Raw genomic sequence first — 14206 nt, 5'->3', positions numbered from 1 at the left:
CTATACAAAATGGCAACGAAAAACACAAAAACTGAAACAACAGAACCCGTAAAAACAGTGCTTAAACTACCACTTGTGGGAAGTACAATTCTCCCCGCCGTTACTCGCCTATACGCGATGAAAGGCGGTAGTTTGGATTTCAAACTCGAAATAAAGGCGATGAAAGAGCAAATAGATGCTAAACGCTACGACGCTCTTACGGATGTCAGACAAGCACAGGCAGCCATGGGCGAAGCGAAAACGAAACAAGAGATTGCTGATGCCAACTCCCGCCTTGAGACGCAGTACAAAAACGCCGCAGAAAAGACTATTGAGGTCGTTGGCAAACTGCCTTGGTCGTTATTTCCAGACCAAAATACGGTTCTTTCGCAACATTGGTTTGAGAACGTTGTTAACCCCGAAAATGGCCAGCAAACCAGCCTACAGGGCGACTACATTACCGAAGTCGCGAATATCTACGAACACCTTATTGACCTAGAAGGGTAACATGCCAACACTACCACTATGCGGCCCCTGCGGTCCGCAATGGAGCATTAGCTCCATAAAACATAAGGAAGGCAGTATTTATACGGTGGTCTTCCACGGCGCTAACGTTTCCCAGATTTTGTGGGATGTGGAGCAAGGTTGCAAAGATGTCGAGAGCGGTAGCCTCGTGCCTATGTCAAGCTTGTTTGAAATTAATTTGGGCGCAGTGACAAACGATGGGAAAGCCTATTTCAAAGCGCAATGCCCTACTTGCGAGGGGTATTGTAACCCCTTTGAATTCGACATTGTGCATAACAATAAACAGGAGAATAAGCCTAGTACTCCCACGAACCTAACTGCAGAAGGGACAAATTCTAGCACAATAAGAATTGGATGGGCCTACGAAGGTAATATGCCAGACAATTTTGAGCTTGAGTATTCCGTCAATGGTGTTGATTTTGCGCCTGTTGAAGGTGGATTATACACTAATGGAGAGAGAGTTCATGATACAGGGCCTTGGGTGAGTAACTTTGACTACTATTTTAGAATTCGGGCTATTATTGGTGATTATGCGTCCGCTTGGAGTTCTGTTGTGGTTGGCAAGGCTCTCGCATGTGATGACGTATTGTCGTCTGCAGAAATGGACGAAATTAATGCTATAATTGATGGCAATATTTCGGGGTACAACAACAAAGTTGCTGCTGTCGTATTTCGTACGAATATATTGTTTTCGAGATATATAACGTACGCAGATGATACCCGAGTTGCTTTAGCCTCGCTAAGTAAATTCTTCGCGGCAAGTGTAATTATGAAGGTTGTTGAAGAAGGGGCACTTTCCCTTAATACAACAGCAGGTAGCCTAATTCCAGCGATGCAAGCAAACGGAAAAGGCAATATTACTCTTGCACAGCTTATGTCGCATACATCAGGATTGAAAGCGAACTCTGACCAAGCCTACGAAAGTCAAACTGGAAGTACAATAGAGGATGTCGTCAACCAAATTGCGGTAAACGTTCCATTGCTCCATACGCCAGGGACAAGGTACGAGTACGGGGGCGTACATTGGGCAGTTGCTGCACGAATGGCGGAAATCGCAAGCTCTCAGAGTTGGATTACTCTATGCCAAACACGAATCCTTCAGCCTCTTGGAATGAATAACACAGGCTATACAATGCCTCCATTCCCTGACCCTACCAGTCCAGTGATTCATGCGGGCTTAGTCACTACTGCTGCCGACTGGACGAAATTCATGCGGATGTGGCTAAAAAAGGGTGTGTATAATAACACTAGAATTCTTAGTCAGGCGGCTATAGAAACAATGGAAGCTGACCAAACTGGCGCCGCTACGGAAATGTTAGGGAGTTTGGAAATGAAAACGAGATATGGCTTTGGACTTGATATTGACACAGATAATAATGAAGTGTCACACACAAGCGCTACAGGCTGTATAATGTGGCTCTCAAGAAGAAAGAACTTTTTTGGGTTCGTATTTACTGAAGCTTACAATGGCACAAGCCGCACCGCTAATAACCAGCTACGTGAGAAATTTCGAGAGACGCTTAACGAAGAAGGAAACTGCAATCCACCTGCAGTTCAAAATGCCGATTTCATTTTCCTTACGAACACGACAGGCTACTTCGACTCGGATGATTTCCTTTGGAAAATTAGAGGCTTGTCAGCTGCTTGTACAGAAATTCGTTGGTGTGTACGTTGGGACGAATACGAGACAGACCCAGGGGTATATGCTACCCACAAATTGGCAAACAGAATGGCACAAATTGACGCAATATATGCGTCTAAGGGCTTACAAAAGCCACGATATTGTATCGATTTTTGGGGGGTTCGACATGACGGGAAAGTAGAACAATTTATCCCAGTTGATGATGTAGTCGTTTTTCAAGGCGGCAAAAGGGCAACTGGAAAATTCGAGGATCGAGTGTATGGGCTTGGCTCATTTTCGAGTACAGCCTACCGAAATCGCGTAAACGGTTGTGCCTATTCTATTGTGAACTGGTTCAACCAAAACGCACCTGGTCGCCTAAATTATATGTCGCTAAGTTGTGGGCAAACAGAGGAGTTTTTTAACTATTTGTGGGATGACCCAGACCGCCCAAATAACTACGAAAGCCACGGCGATTTCTCGCCTACGGCAGTCGCCGCTTGGCGGAAATACCTAAGCGACACCTATGGTAGTATAACACCGTGGGGAGAAAGTTCTGCCAGTTCCAATATACCATTTGCGAGTTGGGACGCGGATGGCGTTTGGGGCGTGGCCTATATGGTCGCCACCCAAAAGGGAACTGCGTGGTCGAAATTCACCAATCTGGAAATGGAAAAGGTGGTGATTGGTTTCCGAAACGCTGCCAAAAGTGCAAATAGCAATGTGCGCGTTATCCATTTTGTGGCGGATTTTTTCCGCGCGCAGTCCAATGGCTGGTACGGTAATTCGCCTTCCAATTACCCGATTATCTCGCAGTTGGATGGATTTTACCATTCGGATGGCGACATGGGATGGGATGGTGATTACTCCAAAAAATACAGCGCCTTTGACTGTCTTGTCCCAACGTTTGGTGCAGACAAAGACTACTATTGCGAGCTCGACTATGTGGACATGTATATGTTCCGCATGGATCCTGGGCATTGGGGTGAGGTCTCTACAACCGCCATGCCCGACAAAGAAGCCATCAAACGCGTATGCCGCGCGGTGTATAAGAAGGGCGGGCGGGGGATACACTTTGCGATGTCGATGACAGAACCACAAGCCGCCTACGCAGCTGAAGCCTGTCTCGAATTCTTAGAGGAAGTGCGAAGTGGAACCGTTACGCGCCTCGATCGAAGTAGTGCCGCTAACTACACTTTCCAGCTTGCGCCAATGGTTTTTGGGCAGGGGGAATTGTTGCTGAACTATTACAATAGTACAGCTGGTGGCACAGAGACGGGGGTGGTTAACTTGAAACTAATTAATAACATTTAGGGCAATGGCAGACCTTATAAAGGGGGACACGGTCACCATCGGCGTGACCTTCCCCGAAACCTACGACCCCGCGCGGATTATTAATATAACTGCTGCATTGCAAGGCCGCGAGGTGGCTTCGCTCGAAGACGAAAGCGTTGTTGCTACCGACGACCCGCGCGTGTTTCTTATTAAGCTTATCTCGAATGTTACCCGAAATTTTACGGGGGGAATACCGCTCACAATCGCGCTTACGGATACGATTTTGCGCGTAAAACACACAAAACCGTACGGTCTATATTTCTTCGAGTCCCCGTTTGCGATGCAGGATGCGGGCACGAAAGATGTCATAGACCTAAACGTTACCCTAAATATTTCGGAGGCAGGTCTTACCTCGAATACAACGCTTGCGAGTATATACAGAGGCTATAGTGCCTATGAGATTGCTATATATAAGTATGGGTATACAGGAACGGAAGCACAGTGGAATAGCGCTGTTAACTCGGCTCGGGTGGCGGCCGAAACCGCCGCAAACATCGCTGCGATAAAAGCAGTCGAAGCTGCTGCATCGGCAAGTGCAGCAGATGCCTCTGAGGAACTAGCAAACGACTACGCGGATGCTGCTGCCCTTTCGGCGCAACAGGCACTTAACAAGGCAGGCGAAGCTGCTGCATCGGCAAGTGCAGCCGCCGCCAGCGCAAATACTGCAACAACGAAAGCAGGCGAAGCGGCGGCATCGCAAACACAAGCTGCTGCAAGTGCGGCGGCGGCGCAGGCGATTTCGCTAGGCAATAGTACAGGATTTCCTAGCGTTCGCCCTACCTTAATGCTAGACTTCGCGAACTCGCGAAGTGTTTCGAGAGAAATTACCTTTGCAAGAAATAGCATCGCAACCTACTTCGATGCGAGAGGTATAATGCGGACAGCTGCGCCCAATGTGCCTCGAATAGATTTCGACCCGCTTACAGGGGAGTGCCTTGGTTTGTTGGGTGAAGAGAGTAGGACAAATCTGCTATTGCACAGCAATAATCTAGGAACCCGCAGTCTTAAGCCTGGATTAACTATAACCGAGAATATTACCTCCCCCGACGCTAGCAGTTCTGCTATTAGGATAGATATTCAAGAGGGCGAAGATAAATTTATTCGCGTCTCGCCCCCTACTAATCTAACACTTGCAGAAGGAGATAAATATACGTTTAGCGTTTTTGCGTGGGCGCCCACGCAGATTAAAATAAGCATATATCTCTTCATAAAGTCCCCCCTAATTAATATATCTATCGCCACTTTTATGCTGACAAGTGTGCCGACTCGTTACAGTGTAACACTTACCGTAAATGGTTACACGACGCAGAATTCGATCGATTGTCGCATCGACACAGAAGCTGAAGGGGCCGCGGAAATAAATTCAGGTACGTTCTTTTTGTGGGGGGCACAATTAGAAAAAGGCGCTTTCCCAACTTCCTACATTCCAACAGCTAGCACTACAGTAACGCGCGCGGCAGATGTGCCAAGTGTGGTGGGGGGTGCGTTTTCTCGCTTCTATAACGCAAACCAGGGAACTTTTTATGTTGAAGCGCGAGGTGGGCGCGAGAGTTTTGGCGTCGTGATTAGCTCAGGGTCTAACGCGATAATTGGGCGCGTTGGACCTACTCTTATCGAATCAAACGATGGTACTAGTTATTTTAGTATTACTGGTACAGATATTGCCGAAAACTGGAAAAAGGTCGCTATGGCCTTTCAGTCTGGTGTTGGAAGAAGGCTATGCGTTAACGCGTCTAACGTTGCAACAACGAGTAATTACAGCACAGCCATGCTTATAAATGCCATGTATATAGGCGCGAAAAATGGTCAACACTACTGGAACGGGCATATCAAGCGCCTATACTACTACCCTTATGCCCTTTCCGACTCACAACTTCAAGCTCTAACATCGTATTGACATGAACTTAGCAGGGCACAAGTCCGAACAATTGCAGCCAAATGGCTTCCTTGGCGAAGTTGCTTTCTTGAACATGGAGCAACTTCGGAGAAAATTGCTTAGGCAGGAAATTAATTTCTTCGGCACGGGAGCGCAAGTTTCCTACACAATTCGCCGACCGTACCCGTTCACGCTCGCAATCGTGAACGGCACGGCAACGCTACCCACCGCGCCGAGTGATGGTGTTTACCTTGCCGATACAAATTACACCCTGCTGCACAATGCAGCTGTGGGGACAATCTTAACAGTAGAACTAATACCTTATATCGTATAATGTTAGCGACACTCAAACCTCAAGATTTTCGCCTCGTACTTAATGTAACGAGAGCGAGAATAACAAAAATACAAGACCTTACCGCCGAAACCGTGCGGATTAAGGTCGAGTTTCTAGCAACCCATTGGTGCAAGAAAGAAACGCAGCTTGTAACGCCCGAGGGCGAAATCGAGCCTGTGGAGCAGGAAGTGGAAGTCCAAGCCCCGATGGCAACGTCTATTTTGGTGGACGAAAAAGAGCAAGATATTCCTTACGTTTTGTGGGATGCTTTGTTCCGCGCCATCGGAACCCCCGTGATTATCGAGGCGATTAACCCGCAGCTGGAGGCGTTTAACGCGCTTTTTTATGGGAGTATGGAAGGGTTTAACTTGCAACTAGAAAGTGTCGAACTAGGATGAAACGCGCCCTAAATCTTGCAATCGCGTGGGTATTGTTCTTGCTCGCCTACAACGTAGCACTTTTATTGTGCCCCGTCGGAATACTCTACGCCTTCGTGCGTAGAGTATTCATTGACAGCCTTAGCGAACTATTTTTTGATCTCGCCTACATCTACGACGTAGTTATTAATGTGTCGTGGGGGGATTTCCTAAACGACGTATTCCGAAAACGTAAGCGCGGATACCAATATGGCGACCCAAACGATTCTATTTCGAGAGTTTTGGGGAAGAATAAGGAGCTTTTTACGCTTTCAAAATTCGAGGCGTGGGTGGCGAAACAACTTAATCGAATAGACCAAAATCACGTGGAGAAGGCAGCGAAATGACTCTAATTACCCTACTTTCCCTCGTTAGAAACACTTTCAATTATGAAAAAAATGCTCGATTTTTTTGACTATTACAGCCACAAGCCCACGTTGATTTTCGCAATGGCCTTGACGGGCTTACTGAAAACGGTGCTGGACATCGTGAACGTATATCTGTTTTCGGATTGGCAGTTCGTGATTAGCCTGTTAATCATCACCCACATAGACACGATTTTAGGCGTGTGGTTAGCCCTCAGAAATCAGCAACTTTCGAGTAAGGGATTTGCGGGGTATTTCGAGAAACACATCATCTACGCGCTATTCCTAATAATGTGTCACGTCCTAACCCACTTGAAGATAGACGGCAGGGAAGTGGCTTTCTTCCAGTGGGTTAACAATATGTTTTACGTGGCCATACTGGTTCGAGAAGCAATTTCGATTCTCGAAAAAGTGGGGGCAATTAAGCCCAACTTAATACCGAGCTGGATTCTGGCCTACTTAAAACGTTTCGATGCTTCGGGTCGAGTACAGGACCTTAACCCCACAAATACCGATGGACAAAATTAGTTTAGATCGAATACAGCTTGCGCATCCCAAAGTGCGTGCCGAGCTTACTGCTATCCTCGAACAAGCAGAGAAGGCGCTTACAGGGGAATGGAAGCCACGGCTTACGTGGACGCTTCGAACGTTCCAGGAACAAAATGACCTGTTTGCGCAGGGGCGTACCCGCCCAGGGCGCGTGGTAACGTGGGCGCGGGGTGGAGACTCGTGGCACAATTATGGCCTTGCGGTTGATATTTGCCTCGTGCATATTTCGGGCAAAATGGTGAGCTTCGACAGCGTCGCCGACTTCGACAAGGACGGCGTTGCCGACTGGATTGAAGTCGTAAAAATCTTTAAATCGTTTGGGTGGGAATGGGGTGGAGATTGGGCCAAGCCCAAAACCGATTTACCGCATTTTCAGAAGACTTTTGGCCTAAGCATTGCGCAGGCCAAAGCGAAAATAACCCCAAAACAAGACTACATTTCGATATGAAATCCCTATTTTTTGCCCTGCTTTTGCTCGCCACGGCCTGCACCACCAACCGCCAAATTCTCCGCGCGGTCAACGGCCTTCGGGCTGATTTTGCGAAAATTGATTCTGTTACCAAAACCAACCAAATATTTCTTAATTATGAAAAATCGCGTATTGACAGTATTTATAGGGGTATCTCTGACGATGATTTACGTCGTCGTTTGCAGTATCTCGCACGCCCAAAAAATTGACATCGATCGGGGTGATTTGATTGTCATCACCAAGCTCGCTGAAAAATCGAAGCTCTACGAGGCGGAGAACACGACGCTGATAGTGAATAACTATAAGCTGAAGCAGCAAAACGAAGAGCTGCAAAAGCAGCTTGAGCAGAAGCGCGTAGAAGTGGAAGCACTCGAAAGCGTGCAAAAGAAATTTATTTGGGCGATTGTCGGGTTTGCGGTCTTGCTAGGTATGTGGCTGGCCGCCAAGATATTCCGCCCCAAATGGCTGTAGTTGATGGGTTAGTTGGAAACCTGTGTAGCGCTGTTACACAGGTTTTTTGTTTCCTTTTTTTGTCCTGTAATACTGCGGAAATTGCAGTATTATGCTAAGAATTACCCGAAACGGATACGAATTACAGCTTGCTCCCGATTCGGGAGTCGAAATCGAATGGGTCAGCTGGCTGTTTGCTGACGATGACGTGGGCAAGGCGTTTACGTACCCCATCACGTTTCCTTTGTCGCCGAATAACATCATTTTCTTAGAGCATCGCCACAAAGTGCAGCGCCTGTACGAGGAGCTGGAGGTAAGTGTGCAGCTCTACAACTTCTTCTTTTCTAGCTGTTTTTTGTCCTACAAAATAGACGGGAATAAGGCAACGGGCTATCTCAAACTCGACGAAAGCCTCGTAAATAAGAACCTGCGAAACAAAACCCTTCAGGATATTTTTACGCAGCAAATCCCGCTCGGGAAAACCGCTGACGAAGTAAAATCCAAGTTACTTCAGCTCTGCAATGCGATGCCCAGCAACGAGCCGATGGTATTTGCGCCAATCCACAACGAGGCATTTTTGGAGGAAGATTTTGAGCCCGAAGCCCGTGGCTTTGTGCGGCAACCGTACGTCAACTATTACGGAAAATGGATGCTGGAGACAACAGGGAGCTTCTTCGTCGATGGTAATTACAGCGTAAGATTCCCGTTGCCAGGCTTCCCGAGTGTAAATGCCGATATGTGGGGGTATCACCTGGTACCATTTCCGTATTTGGCGTGGGTAATGGAGAAGATATTCGAGTGGTTGGGTATATCGGTGCAAAGCACGTGGCTGGCCGATGATGAGATTCGACGCAGGGTTATCTACAACAATGTGGCCTTAGAATCGGTCTTAGATCGCCCGTACAGTGGCATGATTGTGACCATTGCCAACCACTTGCCCCGCATGAAAGTAATAGACTTTCTGAGGGCGATTAGAAAGCATTTTTGCCTGCAAATCGACGTAAGTTCTAAGAACTTGCAGGTAACGATAGAAAGCTTTGTGGGTATTAATAACACAGGCGATACCATAGACGTAAGCACGTGGGCGACCGCCGATGATATTGTATTAGATCCACCCAAAAACCGAGGTTACACCATCAAGTTTGCGGGGGATGACCTTATCGACAAGGAAATCAAACGCCTTGAGACGGCAACGATTGGCGACGGTGACAAGAGCATCACCGACGAAGTCGCCACCGTGGCGATGGGAAAAAGGGTGAGAATCAACGCGGGCGGGAAAGACGTACTAGGCACGTGGCTTGTGCCCGTGTCGAAACAGCCTGGTAACTTCCAAGGGCTTCGGTACGCGGGGGCGGATGGGTTCTTCGATGGCACCGAGCTGAAGGAAGATTTTGCGATTCGGCTGATGACGTACCGAGGATGGCAGAAAGATGCCAACGGCGAGTTGTACCCCATGCTTTCGTCTTCGAGGTATGATTTTAATCAGGCGATTATAGGCACACTTGCCGACGATCCGCGCGATTTGAAGAGCGTTTACGAGGTTTTCCAAAAGCCGTTCTACACCTTTCTCGCAAACACCCGAAACGCACAGCTGAAGCTACTGCTTCCAGTGGCGGAGTTTATGCGGCTTTCGCTTTCCAAAAAGCTAGGTATTAGGGGACGTGACAGGGTTTTAAGTCGATTTTTCATCGAAAAACTCGTGGCAAAACTCCCTGGGCGAAATGGCTGGATAGAGGCGAAGCTGTACGCATATCCAACCTTACCAGGCGCGATTGGCCCCAATACGTCGGGCGTTAATGCGATAGTATGGCTACGCATGGAATTTATGCTGCATACAGACGATAGCCTGATTGATGTCTATGTGCGCGCCTATACCAGCCAAGACCAATCCAAAAAACAGGCCGTGGCGGGGCTTACGATTTTTTACGAAAAAACAACCTACGACGCGATGGGCGTAGGCAGAGAAGAACTTACCGCCACCATGGACGGCACGGAACTACTTATCGAAGCCAACTGGTTGAACTACATCGAAGCCCAGAACGAGCAAGAGCCACCCACGCAAATCACTATGGCTTTGTTACCCAGTCCAGATTATTTCGTTGTACCAACATAACCATGAGTAGAAGAAATTGGCGGGGCTTGAGCCGCGCATCCGACGTAATTCCTGGAGTGCCTAATAACGTCATTCCCGACGTCCAAATCACCGCCAAAAGCGTGGAGATTTTGCGCGCGTTTATGCCCGTGTTTGTGGAGCGTTTGCGGCGCAATATCGACACGATGAATATAGGCCACGAAGGCGATTTGGACGATAGTTTTCGGTTCAACGTCCGCAAGGGCAACAGCGTAGTAAGCGCCAATCTTTCCTTCAATTTCTACGGGCGATTCGTCGATATGGGTGTAGGGAAGGGCACTACCCTCGTGGAGCGCCAAACGGGCAGATTGCTCTTTGAAGGCCGTGCGGGGACGGGAAACAAACGAAAACCGAAACCGTGGTTTTCTCCCCAATATGTTTTTGAAAAAGACCGATTGGCCGAAATTACCGCCGAGGCAATGGCCGCCTTATCGGCGCAGTTTATTAGCCCCGACGATGTTCAAGTAACCGTCAATATCTAATCACCATGGCAAAACCAAACACCGATAACGTAAAGAGCACCGTCACCCTAATTATCAACGGTGAAGGGGCGAAAACAAGCCTAAAAGAGGTAGGAACGGCGGTAAGTGCCGTTACCAAGGAGTTACGAGCCTTGAAAGAGGCCGATAATCCTGCATTGTACAAAGACCTTATTGCAAAAAAAAGGGCGCTAACCGAGGAGTATATCCGACAAAAACAGGCAATCGGAGAGGTTAGAAGCGCATGGGATAAATTCAAAACTCAGTCGGCTACGATTGCAGCGGGCGTATTGGGTGGAAATATCGTTGAGCAAGCAGGAAGAGCAATAGTAAGCATAGCCCAGCAGGCCAAAGCGGCTTTTATGAGCTACGAAAAAGCCGCAAAAGGATTGCAGTCGGCTACGCTTATGAGCAACGAAGTGCTATCTGACCTTGAACAGCAAGCCAAAAAACTAGGCCCACAGATGGGCTACACTGCCGAGATGTATTTAGAGGCTGCCACAAAAATTGGCTCGGCAAAATCGGAGCTGGTGGGTAGTAGCGACGCCATGAAGGAGATGATGGAAAGCGCTATGCTGTTTGCGAGGGCAGGAAAACTCGATTTGCCTGATGCGGGGGAATCGCTTTCGATGATGCTCAACCAATTCGGGAAAGATGCCCAAGAAGCCAAACATTTTGTAGATGTGATGTCTCAGGGGTTTGCGCTCGGCGCTGCTGAACTTAATCAGGTCGTGGATGGAATGAAATACGCAGGGGTTGCAGCAAACACAATGGGGGTGAGCTTTGGTGAAACTAACGCCGTACTTCAGCTATTTGTGAAAAATGGTTTGACGGGCGAAATGGCAGGAACGCAACTTAGGGCTATTTTATTGAAACTAGGTGCAGGTGCTGACGACACCAACCCGAAAGTAGTAGGGCTGATGAAAGCGCTAGACAACTTGGGAAAGAAGAACTTGAGCGTCAAACAAATCACTGAACAGTTTAATACCGAAAACGTAGCTGGAGCCAATATTTTGCTTCAAAATATGCCATTGTTGCAAAAATGGACGAAAGAGATTGAGAATAAAGGCGCTGCCGAAAAAATGGCAGCAATAAATATGTCGGCCTTAGACTACGAGGCACAACGGTATTCCGTTACGGTTAATCAACTTTATGTTGCCATCGGCGAGAAGCTTTCGGGGGCGTTTCGTGGTCTTTATAAATGGGCTACCGAGGTGCTTACTACGCTTAGAGAAATGGTTGAAGATTCCGACAATTTTATGGACATTGTCTTTGGGATTGTGGATGTTATCGGCGACCTTTTGGTAAGCATTCGAGAGCTAACGGTTACGATGACAGGCTATGGAGATGCGGGCAAACTGGCCATGGATGTCACCAAGGGTATTGGGGTGGTTTTTAAGTTAGTGGCGGCGGCGGTTGTGGTGGTTATTAACGAAACGGCGACGTTGATTGGGTATTTCGACGTGCTTATTAATAGCGGCAAGAAGGTTATGAACTTTTTTGGTAGCCAGTTTAAGATTAATCCAGCGGCTAACATGGATAACCTTATGAAAAATAGGCAAAAGAATATTGACAGGGTTAATTCTTGGTTTGAAGAGCCCGCAAAAAAAACGGAGACTCCTACCAAAAAAACAACAACTCAAAGCCCCGTAAAAACACCGCCACCGCCACTTCCACCTACCGATGGAAGTCCAAAAACAGGTGGAGACGCTGGAAGCAAGGAGAAAAAGAAGAAAGCTCCGACAACGCCTGGCGTAAGCACAAAAACGTGGATAGAGGCTACAAAAGACGAAATGGAGGCTTGGAATGACGTGTATGATGAAGCAGAAAAAGAACGTAAAGCGAATTTGGCTAACCTACTAAAAGACCTTACTCATGAATACGATTTGCACTATTTAGAAATAGAGCAAAAAGCAGCGCAAGGAAAATTTAATGAGGATGATTTGCGAGAACAAAGGTTACAAAAAGAGCTTGATTTTTTGCAGAAAAAAAAGGAGTTTACTGAGTTGTATGGAGAAGATACACTTAATGTGGAACGTGAAATAGCAAAAAAACAAGAGGAATTGCAGAAGGCGGCTGCTGATAAAAAAGCTACCGATTTAGCCAATGCACTGGCATTTACCAATAAAGTGTTTGATGAACAAGCGGATCTTTTGAAAGGTAAAGAGGCAAATCAGCTCATAAGTCAAGAGCTTTTGAATGTTGCTTTACTGGACAATGAAGCGGCTCGCTTGGGAGCTCAGTTGAATTTACTGAAAGCTTTTGGGAAAGAAACTACTGAAATAGAAGCTCAGATAACCAAAAATCATATTGCTCAAAACGCTCTAAAGAAAGAAAACGACAAGGAGTCTGCGCAAAAAAGAACCGATTTGTTATATTCTTTTGCAGATGCTTCTGGGGCTATTTTGGACATGGTAGCATCAAATACAGAAGAAATGGCAGGGTTTCAGAAGGCCGTCGCACTCGCAAAAATTGCTATTGACTCTGGTGTAGCAATATCTGCAGCAGTAGCGGCAGCAACTTCTACAAGCCTTACACCTATAGATATGGCCATAAAAATAGCGGGATATGTAGCCTTAATAGCAACCAATATTGCAAAAGCAAGAACGATTATTTCTAGTAGCGATACTCCTTCCGCTCCGACATTTGCAAAAAAAGCTACTGGAGGTTTTTCTGATTTTAGCAGTTTATATGGTGATAATAGCGGACAGCCGCAAGGTTTTACCTCTGGTCCAACGTTGTTTAATCTTGGAAGGAGAAGTTATATTGCTGGTGAAGCGGGAAAAGAGTACATTATCAGCAATCCAATGCTGAAAAACCCTGTGATTGCCAACATTGCATCTATGTTAGAGATGTACCGCAAGGGACAACCAATGCCCACGGGCGGTACTGGAGGAAACACGAGCGATTTGCAGGTACTTATACCTCTGTTGCAAGAGATTTCGGCCAAACTCAACCAAAGGCAAACGATTCAGTTTAATTATTCGGAATTTGAAAAGTACCGAGATTTTATAGATTTTATTAGGGAGGATGCGGCGTAATGCTATCGAAAGCCCCTGCAAGTGCGGGGGCTTTTTTGTTTGGAATGAAAATAAATAGTGTGATTTTGTAAAAATAATTGTCCTAGTATTAGGACAAATAAAAAATACCCCTTATCTTTGTATCGTTGGTTGAGTGACCAACCCCGTTGCAGCGGGAAAACTTAAAAATCAAACAATTACGACAATGAAAACGGCTGACATGTTTTTTTTCAATTCTGCGCATTACTACGAAAAAGAGTTGCCTAGGCTGACTGCGTTCCAGCAAAACGACGAAATATCTGGCTCGAGCGATGGAGATAAAATTGAGCAGTATGTTAAATTTCTCTCGTGTATCGTCTCAATGATTCATGATGGAATAGACGACTACCTAAGTGTTTTTGACGTCGAAATATCTCGGAAAGAAGCCATAGCGTTTATCAGGGAACATGGAAGAGACATTTGTTTTTATGAGGGAATTCGTCCCTTTTCTGAGATAAAAAAACAGAGCGATTTTCAGGGTGTTAGCTGCTTTTTGCCTCCAGTAGCATTAGCGTATTTGCTAAAAAAGAAAATGTCAAAATAAAAAAATCCCCTTGATTGCAGTCAAGGGGATTTAAACAATTACGACAGGTACGATTAAGTTCTCGTTAAAAGAAC

At 46.6% G+C, this 14206-nt stretch carries 13 protein-coding genes; all 13 read left to right on the top strand.

The genetic code is table 11. From position 1 onward, the window contains the following. The first annotated feature begins 9 nt into the window (after window positions 1–9). Complete coding sequence (locus K339_RS0101165; RefSeq protein ID WP_028521960.1) at window positions 10–486, top strand: hypothetical protein; 477 nt, start codon at window positions 10–12, stop codon at window positions 484–486. A gap of 1 nt (window position 487) precedes the next feature. Beyond that, window positions 488–3439: a serine hydrolase gene (locus K339_RS0101160; RefSeq protein ID WP_028521959.1), complete on the top strand. Its 2952-nt coding sequence runs from the start codon at window positions 488–490 to the stop codon at window positions 3437–3439. A 4-nt stretch (window positions 3440–3443) separates the two neighbouring features. Then, complete coding sequence (locus tag K339_RS0101155; protein WP_028521958.1) at window positions 3444–5357, top strand: phage head spike fiber domain-containing protein; 1914 nt, start codon at window positions 3444–3446, stop codon at window positions 5355–5357. A 1-nt stretch (window position 5358) separates the two neighbouring features. Then, window positions 5359–5670, top strand: a complete 312-nt coding sequence (locus K339_RS0101150; RefSeq protein ID WP_028521957.1) for a hypothetical protein — start codon at window positions 5359–5361, stop codon at window positions 5668–5670. Next, window positions 5670–6068 (top strand): hypothetical protein, encoded by a 399-nt coding sequence (locus K339_RS0101145; RefSeq protein ID WP_028521956.1) that lies wholly within the window; start codon window positions 5670–5672, stop codon window positions 6066–6068. Before K339_RS0101150 ends, K339_RS0101145 begins: the two co-directional genes overlap by 1 nt. After that, window positions 6065–6433, top strand: a complete 369-nt coding sequence (locus K339_RS0101140) for a hypothetical protein (RefSeq protein ID WP_028521955.1) — start codon at window positions 6065–6067, stop codon at window positions 6431–6433. Before K339_RS0101145 ends, K339_RS0101140 begins: the two co-directional genes overlap by 4 nt. A 42-nt stretch (window positions 6434–6475) precedes the next feature. Next, complete coding sequence (locus K339_RS0101135) at window positions 6476–6979, top strand: phage holin family protein (protein WP_028521954.1); 504 nt, start codon at window positions 6476–6478, stop codon at window positions 6977–6979. Next, window positions 6966–7448, top strand: coding sequence for a M15 family metallopeptidase (locus tag K339_RS0101130; RefSeq protein ID WP_028521953.1), 483 nt, complete (start codon window positions 6966–6968; stop codon window positions 7446–7448). Before K339_RS0101135 ends, K339_RS0101130 begins: the two co-directional genes overlap by 14 nt. Before the next feature lie 138 nt (window positions 7449–7586). After that, window positions 7587–7940, top strand: a complete 354-nt coding sequence (locus K339_RS0101120) for a hypothetical protein (protein ID WP_028521952.1) — start codon at window positions 7587–7589, stop codon at window positions 7938–7940. Window positions 7941–8031: 91 nt separating this feature from the next. Next, the gene (locus tag K339_RS0101115; RefSeq protein ID WP_028521951.1) at window positions 8032–10032 is read left to right on the top strand and encodes a hypothetical protein; all 2001 of its coding nucleotides are present in this window, start codon (window positions 8032–8034) and stop codon (window positions 10030–10032) included. A gap of 2 nt (window positions 10033–10034) precedes the next feature. Beyond that, window positions 10035–10532 (top strand): hypothetical protein, encoded by a 498-nt coding sequence (locus K339_RS0101110; RefSeq protein WP_028521950.1) that lies wholly within the window; start codon window positions 10035–10037, stop codon window positions 10530–10532. A gap of 5 nt (window positions 10533–10537) precedes the next feature. Further along, window positions 10538–13570 carry a phage tail tape measure protein gene (locus K339_RS0101105; protein WP_028521949.1) on the top strand — a complete coding sequence of 1011 codons (3033 nt, stop codon included), beginning with the start codon at window positions 10538–10540 and terminating at the stop codon, window positions 13568–13570. Between the two features lie 184 nt (window positions 13571–13754). Continuing rightward, window positions 13755–14132, top strand: a complete 378-nt coding sequence (locus K339_RS0101100) for a hypothetical protein (RefSeq protein WP_157607437.1) — start codon at window positions 13755–13757, stop codon at window positions 14130–14132. Window positions 14133–14206 lie beyond the last annotated feature (74 nt).

This window comes from Runella limosa DSM 17973 (assembly GCF_000482465.1).
Classification (GTDB): Bacteria; Bacteroidota; Bacteroidia; order Cytophagales; family Spirosomataceae; genus Runella; species Runella limosa.
This window is presented reverse-complemented; position numbering and strand designations above follow the sequence as displayed.